Below are 13,647 nucleotides of genomic sequence, written 5' to 3' on the forward strand. Positions count from 1 at the left end.
AGAAGTAGTTTGTGATGAAGATGTGCATTATAACCAGAGATCTAGTTCATTTACCAATTCTTCTGTTGTCCCTTTAATTAATGGGACGTCCGGTAAGGATTTTACAAATAATCGACCGTATCTTGTCGAAATGATGCGGCGATCGAATATAAATACTGCACCTCGATCACGCTGCGAGCGAACGAGCCTTCCAAACCCCTGTTTGAAGCGAATAATTGCTTCAGGTAGCGAAAGTTCCATAAATGGGTTACCACCGGAACTTTTCAATTGCTCTGATCTCGCCTGAAAAACGGGGTTATCAGGCGGCGAGAATGGAAGGCGAACGATGATAAGGCAACTTAAATCTTCTCCTGGAATATCCACGCCCTCCCAGAAGCTACTCGTACCAAACAAAATCGCGTCTTCACTTTCTTTAAAATTCTTTGTTAGCCTAACCCTGCTTCCGCTATCAACACCCTGACTAATCAACGTTAGTTCATCATGAGCGATTAATTCTTTCATCCGATGATGTGCTTTTTTAAGCATGTCGTAAGATGTAAACAAAACAAGCATTCTTCCCCTCGTGACGCGGGCAATTTGAAGAATCGCATCCGTAATATGTTCAACAAATTGAACATCGGATACATCTTTAATCATAGGCAAATCTGTAGGTATCATCAGTCGTGCTTGCTCACTATAATCAAATGGAGAATGATATTGGTGAATAAGCGGCCCAAATTCTTCCAAACCAAGTCGCTTCGTAATATAATCAAACGAATTCTTTACAGTAAGCGTAGCAGATGTTAACAATATACTTTTTTTCTTTCCGAAGTAGTCGCTTGAAAGTAGGGAACCCACTTCCACTGGTCTACTGAACAAAAATGCCGAATTTAACGATCCTTTAGGATCAATTTCTACCCACTTTACATCATTTTCACTTTCATTAAGAATAAGATAGTCAACTTTTGAAAGCTCCTCTAAAACAGAAGCATGAATGCCTTTAAAGTCAGCAGACGTATTTAACTGTTCTCTCGTTAGCTCATCTTCTTTTAAATCAAGTTCTTTCTCTAGCTTTTTTAATGATTTATCTAGATCTTTCAAATAGAAAACCAAACGATGGGCTGCTTCTTGAATCGCTTCCCATGCTGAGCCATTCTCACCTGTAATCCGATAGCTTAATCGACCAATTTCATTTGAGCGATGAATGTTTTTTTGTACGTAACGATGAAGCATACGAAAAAGTTCATCAACATCTCCAAGAATCGTTTTCACATATGCATCAATTTCATTTTTTGTCTCTTCTACTTCGACTTCCAGGTTTTTTAAAATGCTTAGAACTTTTCCATAAATTCCGTCGCCATCCTTTAGTCCAATTCGGACAAATCCCTGTAGAATCGAGAAATAATCGGTTTTGATGCCAAAAAACTCAGTAGCAATATCTTCAAGATGATGAGCTTCATCAATCACAGCCTGCTGATAAGCGGGTAATAATTGATGCTCATTAATTAAATCACTGAATAATAAAGCGTGATTTGTAATAATTAAATCCGCATTCATCGCAAAGCGTTTTCTTCGATGATAAAAGTCACGCGAAAACCATGGAGAACGGTGATTAGCGGAAACGGCTGCATCACTTTTTACCTGATGCCAGAAAATCTTTCCACCGCTAGAAAGGTTTAACTCTTCCACATCCCCATAATCCGTTTCAAGTAGCCAGACGAGAATTTGTGCCTTTGTTAAAATCGTATCGTAATTGTCTTCTTCAACATGATGTAGCTGCTGTTCAAATCGGGTTAAGTCTAAATAATGACTTCTTCCTTTGATAATCGTAGCTTTAAAGGAAAATGGCAAAATATCACGAAGAAAAGGCAGATCCCGTTGTAGCAGTTGTTCTTGTAATTGAATCGTATGGGTACTAACAACAACTGGCTTGCCAGAGTTCTTAGCATGAACGACTCCAGGTAGTAAATAACCTAATGACTTACCTATCCCCGTCCCTGCCTCAATGAGAATATGTTGATTTGTATCAAAGGCATGAGCCACCTGCTTCATCATATCGCTTTGACCCGTTCGCACTTCAAAGTCAGGGATTGTTTCAGCCATTTTTTGTTCAAACTCTTTTTGTGCATGCTCAAATTGAATCGATTGATGGGGAGAATCCACTTCACTGGTTTGTTCTTGTAACTTAATCGCAATGTCTCGAAAGATCTCAAAATTGCCTTCTGGTTCAATCCTATTCTTTTTGTCTTGCATGATCTCATGTAAGACCACTTCCATATCGCTCGATAGTCGAGTGGAAAGCTCCGCTAACTGTTCGAGGGTTACAAGTGGTAAACCATACAGTTTATCAAAAAGAAAGAGCAATAGTTCAGCTGTAACTTCAGCATCACTATCTGCTTGGTGGGGATTATCATGTTGAATTTCTAAATATTCTGCAAGTGAAGATAATTTATATGCTTCTGCTGTTGGCAATAAAATTCGAGCAAGTTCCACCGTGTCAATCGTTGGTCCTGTAAACGGATCATATCCACTCACATCAAGCTGCGCATTCATAAAGTTAAGATCGAATCGTACGTTATGGGCGACAAAATAAGCCCCATCCAATCGTTTGAGAAGCTCTGGAGCCACCTCTTCAAATAATGGTGCATCTTTCAAATCTTCATCCGTTATTCCGGTCAATTGTTGTATAAATAGAGGAAGTGATTTCTCAGGGTTTACAAATGTTGCATACCGATCAACGATCACTCCATCTTCAATAACTGCTAATCCTATTTGAATGATTCGATCCCCATTTTTAGGGGAGTTTCCTGTCGTTTCAAAATCTATTATGGTATATCGATTCATACGTTTTCACCTCAGTTGCTTCAACCCTTCAAGCGGTTACCTTCATTACTTTATCATTTTTTCTCTTGAACGGAAAATAATTTCTTATTCATTTGAACTCAATTTACCTAAAAGACTTCTAAAACATAGACCCGCTTTGCTTTAGAAGGAAGCGTTCTATATCTGAGAGCACGCATGGGAGAAGAACTTTCCATATCACCCTTCAAAAAAATGCCCTGGACAAAGTCCAGAGCATTTTCTTATAAAATTGTTGCTTCAGGCTCTAGCCCAATCATATCAACGATTGTATTATGCTCATTCATTATGGCTACGCGCGGCGTATATTGTTTCGCTTCTTCCTCAGTCATCATAGCGTAAGCAACAATAATGACCACGTCTCCTTCTTGAACGAGTCGTGCAGCTGCTCCATTTAAACAAACAACTCCCGATCCTCTTTCACCAGGAATAATATATGTTTCTAACCTTGCACCATTATTATTATTTACAATTTGAACTTTCTCATTCGGAAGCATGCCTACAGCTTCAATAATGTCCTCGTCTATCGTAATGCTTCCCACATAGTTTAAATTAGCTTCCGTTACACGGGCGCGATGAATTTTACCCTTCATCATTGTTAAAAACATCTTCTACACTCCTATCGCAATTTCATTTCTAGTTGTAACCTTGTTATCTATGAGTCGTGCAGCAGTAAATTGAACAGCCACCGCTACAATGATGTTTTCTTTCATCACATCAATGGCTTCTAACGCTGGATATGAAAGAACTTCAACATAATCAATCACTCCAGATGTTTGGTTTAAGTAAGAAATAATCATTTCTTTAATACGTACTGGATTCGTTTCCCCTCGCTCAATCGCATTTGCTGCAGCATCAAGACTTCTTGACAACTGAATGGCCTCTTCTCGTTCAGTAGGCGTTAAATATACATTACGCGAGCTTTTCGCAAGCCCATCTTCCTCTCGGATAATTGGACACGGGACGATTTCAACGGGAACGTTAAAATCCTCCACAAGCCCTTTTATCACGGCTACTTGCTGAGCATCTTTCATACCAAAGTACGCGCGATCTGGGAGAACGATCTGAAGCAATTTCATAACGACGGTAGCTACGCCATCAAAATGCCCTGGCCTTGCTTCACCACATAATGTATCCACACGTTCTTGAACGGTTAATCGTGTGGTACGTTCTTTTGGATACATCTCTTTCACATTTGGATAGAATAGGATGTCTACTCCCGCCTGTTTCGCAAGTTGTTCATCGCGCTTCAAATCTCTCGGATAGCGATCAAAATCTTCATTCGGACCAAATTGCAAAGGATTTACAAATATGCTCATGATAACGCAATCATTTTGTATCAACGCTTCTTCAACAAGACTCATATGTCCTTCATGAAGATAACCCATCGTAGGTACAAAGCCAATCGTCTTGCCCGATCTTAACGTTTTTTTAGAAAAGGTCTGCATTTCGTTGATCGTCGTTATGATTCTCATGATCTTGTCCCTCCGTACATCCCTGATAGCTGCTCTTCCTTCATATTAAACGAGTGCTTTTGCTCTGGAAATTGACGTTCTTTCACTTCTGCAACATACTCACCAATCGCCTTCGAAATAACGTTTGAAACATGACTATACTGCTTCACAAATTTAGGTACATGACCCGTACCATAACCGATCACATCGTGATAAACGAGAACTTGCCCATCTGCCTGAACACCCGCTCCAATGCCAATGACTGGAATCGAAAGCTCATATGCCACAATTTCCGTTAGCTGTTGAGGGACACATTCCAATACAAGCGCAAAGGCTCCTGCTTCTTCTATTGCTTTTGCTTCTCTAACGAGTAAGGCGGCACTATCAGATTCTTTTGCCTGTACTTTATAGCCACCTAATACACCTACAGATTGTGGTGTTAGCCCTAAATGTCCCATAACCGGTACACCTGCTGTAGTTAACTTTCTAACTTGTGAAATAACTTCTCCACCGCCTTCAAGCTTAACTGCATGAGCTCCAGCTTCTTGCATAAGTCTTCCTGCATGTGCAAGCGTTTCTTGAAAACTACTATGATAGGTAAGGAAGGGCAAATCCGTTACTACAAATGTATGAGGCGCTCCACGTTTTACCGCTTTCGTATGAAGAACCATATCATCCATCGTAACCGGTACAGTTGAATCGTAACCAAGTGCCACCATGCCTACCGAATCACCTACTAACAAGAGATCCATCCCTGCTGCTTCTGCTAGTTTTGCTGAAGGATAATCATAAGCGGTTAACATCGCAATTGGCTCTTTGTTTACTTTCATCTTTTTAAAATCGCTTGTCGTTTTCATCTTTTTCCTCCTTTTTTTAGAGGAACAACCCACCGCACAAAAAACCTCCTAACATGGAAATGCAGCAGACAGGGGTATCCCATCAGTCTATGTACGCATAGACTTGCCGCAAAACTCCACGTTAGGAGATTACTTCATCGGTTTTATCCCTCTGTCCCAGTCCATACGGATCAAGGCAGACTATTATTTTAGTAAGAATAAATGGTGCGGCTCTAATCAGATACCGCCCTTACACCTGTTAGTATAGCAGAAAATATGACACAATCGTTAACAGATTTCAATATCTGCAGAATAAATATAGTGCATCTTCCCACTTTCATCTTCTAAAAGCAGAACGCCTTCTTCTGTAATCCCTTTTGCAAGGCCTTCGATAACGCCATTTAACGTTCTTGCCTTTATTTTACGACCTAGACTAACTGCATAGCTTTCCCATAGAAGTTTGATCATCCTAAATCCATTGTTTAGATATTCTTCATAAAGCGTTTCGAGTTCATTTAATATGGCAGCTAGAAGGGCTGAACGGGTTATATCCCTGCCAGACTCAATCTTAAGTGATGTTGCGGTCGTTAACTCATCCGGAAAATCTTCTTTGCTCGCATTCACATTAATGCCCATCCCAATAATGATTGACTTAATTTGATCTGCTTCAGCCTGAAGTTCTGTAAGTATGCCCACAACTTTTTTTCCATCAATTAAAATATCATTCGGCCACTTAATTTCTGCTTCAAGTCCTGTTTGCTTACGAATCGCATGCACCACGCTAACCGCAGCAATCAGTGTAAACTGTGGTGCCCTCTGAGGTGGGAGTTTCGGACGCAAAATAATACTTGTCCAGATCCCGCTCCCACTAGGAGAGTGCCAGGAGCGACCAAGTCTTCCCTTCCCTGCTGTTTGTTCATCAGCTACAATGATGGTGCCATCCGAAGCTCCTCGATGAGCTAAATCATGCGCAATAAATTGAGTTGATTCGACAGTAGGATACGTATATATGGTTTTCCCTAGAAAATTGGTCGTTAGCTTAAGAGCAATTTCTTCTTTACTAAGCATATCCGGTCTGGAAACGATTCGATAACCTTTTTTTTGAACTGCTTCAACTTCGTAGCCGTTTTTTCTAAGTTCTGAAATGTGTTTCCAAATAGCTGTTCGAGATACATTGAGCGTTTCACTTATCATTTGACCTGAAACGTAGTTTTCTGCATGCTCTTCAAGCATTTGCAGCAGGCGCTGCCTTATTGAGTCTGCCACTGTTTAAGCCACCTTCTAATGCTGGATTTCTCATTTTTAATTTCATCATTGATTACGGCTAGCTCAATTTGCTTTAGAGCCTCACCAACCCACGGTCCTGGAGAGGATTCTCTCCAGTGAATGAGGTCCTCCCCTGTCACAGCAAGCATTTTGGAAGAGGTTATCGTAAGATCTGAAGTGATCTGTTCCACACTTTCAAGAAATGGACGACGCTTTTCAAACACTGATCGAAGTCTCTCACATGACTTCACTTCTGGGAGTGCATTATAAACGGTTTCCTTATTCCACCCTTTATCTTGTGCATTCTTTACATTTACTAAAAGATGCTCCACTTCTTTAATAATCCGATTTGACAAACGCCACTTTTTTAAAAATTGACTTGGCTTTTCAGTCGTGGAAGATAGCCACGCCCACCGCTCTATTTCTGTCGTTAAATTCACCAAAAAAGGAATTTCATCAAATGATTGCTCAATTTCTTGAAGTTCTGGTAAAACGAGATGAACATTTGCCTGTACAAGTGCATGGAGTGCTTGATCTACAGCTTTTCCAGCTAGTAGTTTGCTGAACTCCATTTGAATTCTTTCAATTGCAACATATTGAAGCAAGTCCGCTTGTTTCTTTAACGCTTGTTCCGTTTGTTGGTCAAGTGTAAAATTAAGCGTGCTTTGAAATCGCAGGGCTCTTATCATCCGTAACGCATCTTCTTGAAATCGTTCATCTGGATTACCGACCGTACGAATAAGACGATTTGTAAGATCCTCTTGTCCACTATATAGGTCGATAAGTGTTCCATCTATTGAAAGCGCCAGACTATTCATAGTGAAGTCACGCCTCGCGAGATCTTCCTCTATTGAACCTAAGAAAGAAACCGCATTTGGATGTCTAAAATCATTATAAGACACATCAGTTCTAAATGTTGTTACCTCGTATGAAAACCCATGATGAATAACAGTAACCGTTCCATGATCGATCCCTGTTGGAATGACTGTATGAAAACTAGCCATGATCTCTTCAGGTTTAGCTGAAGAGGCAAGATCAAAGTCAGAAACAGGTAAACCGAGTATCGCATCTCTCACTGCGCCTCCAACAATATACGCTTCATGTCCGGCGTCCTTTAGAAGTTGAAGTACCTCAAGACAACATTCATAAGCTTTACCCGTCAATCTAATCAAGTAAGTGCCCCCTGAAGCGTTTTATAATAAATCGCCTCATACTGTTCTAAAATGCGTTGGGAAGCAAACCTTGTTTGAACGGCTTTAACCGCAGCCGAACTCATTCGGTTATGCAACTCTTTATTCGATAGTAACTGCACAGCATAAGCGGAGATGATGTCTAACTCACCAACTTCTGCAATAAACCCGTTCACCTCATGTTCAATGACTTCCGGAATACCGCCTATGTTCGTTCCGATTGCAGGGACGCCACAGGCCATCGCTTCAAGAGCAACTAAACCAAAACTCTCTTTTTCAGATAGCAATAATTTTAAATCACAGATAGAGAGAATTTCAGCTACATTTTCTTGTTTACCGAGGAACTTCACTTTATCTTTTAACCCTAAATCGTTTACGAGTCGACAGGCAACTTGAATTTCAGGGCCATCACCAATGAGCAATAGCTTTGCAGGCATTTCTTTTTGGATGCGGTGAAAGACCTTAATGACGTCAGGAACACGTTTTACCGCTCTAAAATTCGAAATGTGAACAATAACCTTTTCCTCTTCCGTAATGCCGTAACTTTTCTTCAAGTCGGCGGGAGGTTTTGGATAATAAATGCGTTCATCTACAAAGTTATATACCGTGTCAATCGGTTTGTCGGTTTCAAGTAATCGGTGTGTTTGATCAACGAGATCGTTTGATACAGCTGTAACGCGATCAGATTTTTCAATACCAAATCGAATTAGTTGTGTTAACGACGGATCATATCCAAGTACTGTAATATCTGTTCCATGCAGGGTTGTAACGATTTTAATATCTCCTCCAACCATTTCTTTCGCTAGGAAAGCACAAACAGCATGCGGAACAGCATAGTGAACATGAAGGAGATCAAGGTTTTCTCGTTGAATCACCTCTGCCATTTTACTAGCAAGGGTTAAATCATATGGGGGGTAACGAAAAACAGCATATTGGTTGACTTCAACTTCGTGAAAATAAATATTAGGGTGAAACGTATCCAGGCGGAACGGAACGCTACTTGTAATAAAGTGAACTTCATGCCCCTTTTCAGCCATCATCTTACCAAGTTCTGTCGCAATAACGCCAGATCCCCCGACAGTTGGGTAACAAGTAATTCCTATTTTTAATGTCATCGTCTTTCTCCTAACGGAAATTCTTCCAGGCACAGCAGATTCTTCGCAATAAACCCTTCTGCATATTCTACTCCTGACTCTTTACCATATAAATATTCTCGATGAATCACTTTATCAACGTACCCATTTGTTAAAGGAGTGGATACACTATCGGGCGTGAGAGTAAATTGACTCTCATACGCTTCAAGCGATTGTCTTTTTGCCTCAATTTGATGACTGATGTTAATCGTAAATTGAGGACGGTGGAATCCGTTAATAAAGTAATAATAGATTTGGCTTACTTTATGAGCATCTCCTAATTGTGGATGATATTTTCGAATGCCCGCTGAAAAAACGGCTTCTTCCACTAATCGAGCCGCTTGACCATGATCCGGGTGGCGATCTTCTGAGTAAGGGACAAAAACAATCCGCGGCTTTCTCTTGCGTATGATTTTAACTAGTGCTGAAAGCTTATCATCTGAAATACCCAATCCACGGTCAGGGAATTTCATATTTAAACGCGTTGTAACCGACAAAATTTCAGCTGCATGCTGGGCTTCGTGATGTCGGGTGAAAACAGTACCGTTTGAAGAAAGTTCAGCCTCTGTTAAATCACAAATGCCTGTCGTCCTACCTTCTTCAGCGAATTTCTTTAGTGTACCACCCATACCAATTTCAACATCATCTGCGTGGGCCCCAAACGCAAGTATATCAAGTATTATTTCTTCCATGTACAATTTCTCTCCAATCCAATTCTCCCCTTGCCAGAGCGTGGACAAGTATTTCCGCACTGCCCATATTTGTTGCTAGCGGGATATCATATACATCACATAATCTAATGAGCGCTGTAATATCTGGCTCATGCGGCTGTGCTGTTAGGGGATCTCGAAAGAAAATCACTGCATCCATATCATTCTCTGCAATCATTGCACCAATTTGCTGATCCCCACCAAGAGGACCAGATTGGTAACGATGCACGTTTAAACCAGTTTCATCTATGATTCGCTTTCCAGTTGTCCCTGTCGCATACAGGTCGTGTGGATCTAAAATCATTTTATAAGCTAGTGTAAAACGAACAAGATCGTCTTTTTTCTTATCGTGTGCGATTAAAGCGATTTTCATGAGAACATCCCCTACTCCATTATATTTTCAAGACCGTAAACAAGCTGATCGATTTTCAAAACCGTTTCAACAGCAAGCTGTACACCTGGCATAAAGGACGCTCTGTTCATTGAGTCATGACGAATTTTCAATGTTTGTCCTTCGCCTCCAAAAAGAACTTCTTGGTGGGCAACAAGACCTGGCAAGCGAACGCTATGAATTCTCATGCCTTCATAATCTGCACCACGTGCTCCAGCAATGTCCTCCCGTTCGTCTTCATGCCCCTGCTTCTTTTCTTCCCTTACCTCTGAAATCATTTTTGCTGTTTTTACTGCTGTTCCAGATGGTGCATCAAGTTTTCGGTCATGATGTTGCTCAATAATCTCAACATCTGAGAAATATTTAGCTGCCATTGAAGCAAATTTCATCATTAATACAGCACCGATTGCAAAGTTAGGAGCAATAATCGCACCTAACTCTTTTTCTGCTGCCGTTCTTGATAGTTCGTCCACATCTGCATTTGAAAATCCTGTTGTTCCTACAACAGGTCGAACTCCATGATCAAACGCAATTTGCATATGCTTTTTCCCATGTTCAGGCGTTGTTAAGTCAATCAAAACGTCACACTCTACTTCAGATAAACATTGATCAAGATCTGTATAAATAGGTGAATTTAGCGATGGAAGGCCACTAATATCTGCCACCGTTTGTCCAGACGATTTACGGTCCACAACAGCAGTTAACGTGAAATGCGCTGTCCGATCGACAAGTTTTACTGCTTCCATCCCCATATTCCCTCTTGGTCCTGCAATAACAATTTTCACTTCTTGCATCAGTCGCCACTCTCCTTCTCGATTTTTGTCCAACGATCTTTATCTCGTGTTTGAAACTTATTCATCACTCTTCCAAATGCTTCATCAAGATCAATATCTAACGAATTCGCAAAACAAGTAAGCACAAATAAAAGATCGCCCATTTCATCTTCAATGGTCCGTTCTTCTTCCGAATTCTTTTTTGGTTTTTCACCATGGTAATGATTAATTTCACGTGCTAACTCACCAAGTTCTTCTGTCATTCTGGCAAGCATGGCAAGTGGACTAAAGTATCCTTCTTTAAATTGACTTATGTATTGGTCTACCTCTTCTTGCATTTCATGTATTGTGCGTTCAGACACGAACCATTCCACCTTTCACATCAGTTCTTATGTTAGCTAAAAGAAGAACATTTGACAAATGTTTCACACGAATTCCTCTCTTTAACTTATAGCGAGTATAACAGAATGAAATTGCTGTCTGCTCGGTATTTGATTATAATGTAGATTGTTGGTTCATACGTTAGGAGTGTCGGATATGGAAGGTATACGAACAAAAAATGTGTTCTTTATTTTATTAGGCTCTGCCATTTTTGCATTTGGGCTTGTGCATTTCAACATGGAAAACAATTTAGCTGAAGGTGGTTTCACCGGCATAACACTATTACTCTATTTTCTATTCAATATCGATCCAGCTATTTCGAATCTTGTTCTTAACATCCCCTTATTTCTCATTGGCTGGAAGCTACTTGGTCGAAAAGCATTTATTTACACGATTATCGGAACCGTTTCCTTATCTCTGTTTCTATGGATCTTTCAGCATTATTCAGCGCTCTCAATACCTCTACAAGATGATCTAACACTTGCCGCTCTGTTTGCAGGTGTTTTCGTAGGAGTAGGACTCGGTATTATTTTTCGGTACGGAGGGACAACTGGCGGCGTAGATATTATCGCAAGACTTGGATCTAAATATGTTGGATGGAGTATGGGAAGAACGATGTTTGTTTTTGATTTTTGTGTCATTGCCATATCACTTGTTTATCTTAATTACAAAGAGGCCATGTATACGCTTTTAGCCGTTTTTGTAGCCGCTCGCGTGATCGACTTCATTCAGCAAGGTGCATACGCAGCAAAAGCTGCAATGATTATAAGTGAGAATAACAAAGAAATAGCCGATACCATTATGAGCCAGATGGATCGTGGCGCAACCGTCTTAAACGGGAAAGGAAGTTTCTCAGGATTACAAAAAGAAATACTCTATTGCGTCGTAGCACGAAATGAAATCGTACGCCTAAAAAACATTATTAAACAGGTAGACCCTCATGCATTTGTCGCAGTAAATGATGTTCATGATGTGCTAGGTGAAGGGTTTACGCTTGATGAAAATAAAAATCCAATTGAACAGTAACGTCACTGCCAAACAGAAAAAATAAATGAACTAAAAAAATCTCGCCATTAGGCGAGATTTTTCATTAATCTTCGTTCATTCCGATAAAGATAAACACAAAGCGTACCAATTCTAATAGCGCAACAACTGCTGCTGCTACATATGTTAACGCGGCTGCATTCAATACTTTCTTTGTTTCTCTTTCTTCGTCATTTCGAATCACACCAGTGGATACAACTTGCTCCATCGCTCTGTTAGATGCATTAAATTCTACCGGGAGCGTTACTAGCTGGAACAAAACAGCTGCACTCATAAAGATAATCCCTAGCAATATAAAGTTTGCAGAAGACATGAGAATACCAGCAAGAATGACAAAATAGCTAAAGTTTGAACCAAGATTCGCTACTGGAACAAGCGTATGACGGAACCGAAGTGGCGCATAGTCTTGCTCATCTTGAATCGCGTGTCCTACCTCGTGCGCTGCTATAGCTGCACCCGCTACAGAATGCCCATGAAAGTTTCCTGATGAAAGTCTTACCGTTTTGGAACGTGGATCATAATGATCTGAAAGGTGACCTCGTACTTCTTCTACACCTACTGAATACAACCCATTTTCATCAAGAATTTTTCTTGCTACTTGAGCACCAGTCATTCCAGAAGAATTAGGAACTTTGGAATATTTTTTATAGGCGCTCTTCACTCTGCCCTGTGCCCAGAGTGGAATGATTAACAAAAGCGCGAAGTATATTAGAAAACCAGCCATTTTCATTCCTCCATCACATGTGTAATTGCTTTTAAAACTCTTATTAACGTCAATTTTAGTCAAATTCACCTTGAAAGTCAATTACACAGTTTCAGGTTCACAAGATCTTCAAATTTAATCCATCTGTTTCCTTTTTAATGTCTCTTTTTCTCCTTTATACTTTCGATAAATGACATAAACCAATGTGAAAATAATTATCCCGCCAATTGAGACGATTAACCACATGAGAGAAGTTTCTTCAGAATAAGATGGATCATAGGCGTTTTTAAAATCATCATACATCGTTTCAAGCTGACCAGATAATTCTGTATTTCGTCCTGACGCGTACTTTTCGATAAAAGCGATATGAGAATCAAGACGCTGCTGAGTTTCAGGAGGTAGATCAATTGCCATCGCAGGTCGAATAGTGCTATAACTACCTAAAAAACGGTCTTTACTTGCTTTATATACATCTATATCTCCGTGTTCAATAGCAGTGGACATCTCATGAATTAGTGGCAAAATCTGATCATTCGTTTGATGCCAAATCGGCTGTTCTTCCGTAACTAGAGCATCTACCGCCAATCGAAATTCTGTTAATGCCTGAATTCGTTGATCATTTGCTTTATCCATAGATGTTACAGCTTTAAGTGCACGATCATGCGTATTTAGTATCACCCTAAGTTCCGTATTCGAAAGTTCACTTGACTGTTCACCGGGAAAAACGGTTGAAAATTCCTCTAACATCATTTTTGATCGATCAAACTTCTCTTGCTTTCCAAATTCCAGGACATTTGCGGCTATGTCATTCCAGACTTGTTTCGAATCGGCCTGTGAAGCGTGTACATTTACCGGGAGCGTGAAAAGCAACACTAATAGGAGCCATCGTCTACCCATTCCTGTCCCTCCTTCTTCCTACTTCAATGTA

14 protein-coding genes are annotated in these 13,647 nt (G+C 40.3%); 1 reads left to right on the forward strand and 13 read right to left on the reverse strand.

Annotated elements, in window-relative coordinates; translation table 11 throughout:
• Window positions 1-27 precede the first annotated feature (27 nt).
• The 11 genes from dinG to ATG70_RS08840 all read right to left on the reverse strand — a co-directional run bounded on the left by dinG (window position 28) and on the right by ATG70_RS08840 (window position 10,929).
• Window positions 28-2,823: an ATP-dependent DNA helicase DinG gene (gene dinG, locus ATG70_RS08790; RefSeq protein WP_098443940.1), complete on the reverse strand. Its 2,796-nt coding sequence runs from the start codon at window positions 2,821-2,823 to the stop codon at window positions 28-30.
• A 239-nt stretch (window positions 2,824-3,062) separates the two neighbouring features.
• Window positions 3,063-3,446, reverse strand: a complete 384-nt coding sequence (gene panD, locus ATG70_RS08795; RefSeq protein ID WP_098443941.1) for an aspartate 1-decarboxylase — start codon at window positions 3,444-3,446, stop codon at window positions 3,063-3,065.
• 3 nt (window positions 3,447-3,449) lie between these two features.
• A complete protein-coding gene (gene panC / locus ATG70_RS08800) occupies window positions 3,450-4,313 on the reverse strand; it encodes a pantoate--beta-alanine ligase (RefSeq protein WP_098443942.1) in 864 nt (287 codons plus the stop codon).
• Entirely contained in the window at window positions 4,310-5,149 is an 840-nt protein-coding gene (gene panB, locus ATG70_RS08805) for a 3-methyl-2-oxobutanoate hydroxymethyltransferase (protein WP_098443943.1), read from the reverse strand. Before panB ends, panC begins: the two co-directional genes overlap by 4 nt.
• A gap of 267 nt (window positions 5,150-5,416) precedes the next feature.
• The gene (locus ATG70_RS08810; protein WP_098443944.1) at window positions 5,417-6,394 is read right to left on the reverse strand and encodes a biotin--[acetyl-CoA-carboxylase] ligase; all 978 of its coding nucleotides are present in this window, start codon (window positions 6,392-6,394) and stop codon (window positions 5,417-5,419) included.
• Complete coding sequence (locus tag ATG70_RS08815; RefSeq protein WP_098443945.1) at window positions 6,379-7,566, reverse strand: CCA tRNA nucleotidyltransferase; 1,188 nt, start codon at window positions 7,564-7,566, stop codon at window positions 6,379-6,381. Before ATG70_RS08815 ends, ATG70_RS08810 begins: the two co-directional genes overlap by 16 nt.
• Window positions 7,563-8,699, reverse strand: a complete 1,137-nt coding sequence (gene bshA / locus ATG70_RS08820; protein ID WP_098443946.1) for an N-acetyl-alpha-D-glucosaminyl L-malate synthase BshA — start codon at window positions 8,697-8,699, stop codon at window positions 7,563-7,565. Before bshA ends, ATG70_RS08815 begins: the two co-directional genes overlap by 4 nt.
• Window positions 8,696-9,409 (reverse strand): bacillithiol biosynthesis deacetylase BshB1, encoded by a 714-nt coding sequence (gene bshB1 / locus ATG70_RS08825; protein ID WP_098443947.1) that lies wholly within the window; start codon window positions 9,407-9,409, stop codon window positions 8,696-8,698. Before bshB1 ends, bshA begins: the two co-directional genes overlap by 4 nt.
• Window positions 9,390-9,800 carry a methylglyoxal synthase gene (mgsA, locus tag ATG70_RS08830; protein WP_098443948.1) on the reverse strand — a complete coding sequence of 137 codons (411 nt, stop codon included), beginning with the start codon at window positions 9,798-9,800 and terminating at the stop codon, window positions 9,390-9,392. The genes bshB1 and mgsA overlap by 20 nt, the downstream gene beginning before the upstream one ends.
• A gap of 11 nt (window positions 9,801-9,811) precedes the next feature.
• Window positions 9,812-10,612 carry a 4-hydroxy-tetrahydrodipicolinate reductase gene (dapB, locus tag ATG70_RS08835; protein WP_098443949.1) on the reverse strand — a complete coding sequence of 267 codons (801 nt, stop codon included), beginning with the start codon at window positions 10,610-10,612 and terminating at the stop codon, window positions 9,812-9,814.
• A complete protein-coding gene (locus tag ATG70_RS08840; protein ID WP_202407199.1) occupies window positions 10,612-10,929 on the reverse strand; it encodes a nucleotide pyrophosphohydrolase in 318 nt (105 codons plus the stop codon). The genes dapB and ATG70_RS08840 overlap by 1 nt, the downstream gene beginning before the upstream one ends.
• Window positions 10,930-11,128: 199 nt before the next feature.
• Between ATG70_RS08840 and ATG70_RS08845 the strand changes: the two genes are divergently transcribed.
• Complete coding sequence (locus tag ATG70_RS08845) at window positions 11,129-11,998, forward strand: YitT family protein (RefSeq protein ID WP_098443951.1); 870 nt, start codon at window positions 11,129-11,131, stop codon at window positions 11,996-11,998.
• Window positions 11,999-12,062: 64 nt separating this feature from the next.
• Here ATG70_RS08845 and ATG70_RS08850 read toward each other — a convergent pair whose 3' ends face one another.
• Together ATG70_RS08850 and ATG70_RS08855 are read right to left on the reverse strand one after the other, a co-directional pair.
• Complete coding sequence (locus tag ATG70_RS08850) at window positions 12,063-12,740, reverse strand: zinc metallopeptidase (protein ID WP_098443952.1); 678 nt, start codon at window positions 12,738-12,740, stop codon at window positions 12,063-12,065.
• A gap of 114 nt (window positions 12,741-12,854) precedes the next feature.
• Window positions 12,855-13,616: a sporulation protein YpjB gene (locus ATG70_RS08855; protein ID WP_098443953.1), complete on the reverse strand. Its 762-nt coding sequence runs from the start codon at window positions 13,614-13,616 to the stop codon at window positions 12,855-12,857.
• Between the last annotated feature and the right edge of the window lie 31 nt (window positions 13,617-13,647).

Origin of the sequence: Bacillus sp. es.036 (genome assembly GCF_002563635.1) — a bacterium.
Taxonomy (GTDB): domain Bacteria; phylum Bacillota; class Bacilli; order Bacillales; family Guptibacillaceae; genus Guptibacillus.

Coding starts and splice junctions, on each gene's coding strand:
- dinG (WP_098443940.1), bottom strand. CDS start 2,823: ATGAATCGATATACCATAATAGATTTTGAAACGACAGGAAACTCCCCT.
- panD (WP_098443941.1), bottom strand. CDS start 3,446: ATGTTTTTAACAATGATGAAGGGTAAAATTCATCGCGCCCGTGTAACG.
- panC (WP_098443942.1), bottom strand. CDS start 4,313: ATGAGAATCATAACGACGATCAACGAAATGCAGACCTTTTCTAAAAAA.
- panB (WP_098443943.1), bottom strand. CDS start 5,149: ATGAAAACGACAAGCGATTTTAAAAAGATGAAAGTAAACAAAGAGCCA.
- bshA (WP_098443946.1), bottom strand. CDS start 8,699: ATGACATTAAAAATAGGAATTACTTGTTACCCAACTGTCGGGGGATCT.
- bshB1 (WP_098443947.1), bottom strand. CDS start 9,409: ATGGAAGAAATAATACTTGATATACTTGCGTTTGGGGCCCACGCAGAT.
- mgsA (WP_098443948.1), bottom strand. CDS start 9,800: ATGAAAATCGCTTTAATCGCACACGATAAGAAAAAAGACGATCTTGTT.
- dapB (WP_098443949.1), bottom strand. CDS start 10,612: ATGCAAGAAGTGAAAATTGTTATTGCAGGACCAAGAGGGAATATGGGG.
- ATG70_RS08840 (WP_202407199.1), bottom strand. CDS start 10,929: ATGCAAGAAGAGGTAGACCAATACATAAGTCAATTTAAAGAAGGATAC.
- ATG70_RS08845 (WP_098443951.1), top strand. CDS start 11,129: ATGGAAGGTATACGAACAAAAAATGTGTTCTTTATTTTATTAGGCTCT.
- ATG70_RS08850 (WP_098443952.1), bottom strand. CDS start 12,740: ATGGCTGGTTTTCTAATATACTTCGCGCTTTTGTTAATCATTCCACTC.
- ATG70_RS08855 (WP_098443953.1), bottom strand. CDS start 13,616: ATGGGTAGACGATGGCTCCTATTAGTGTTGCTTTTCACGCTCCCGGTA.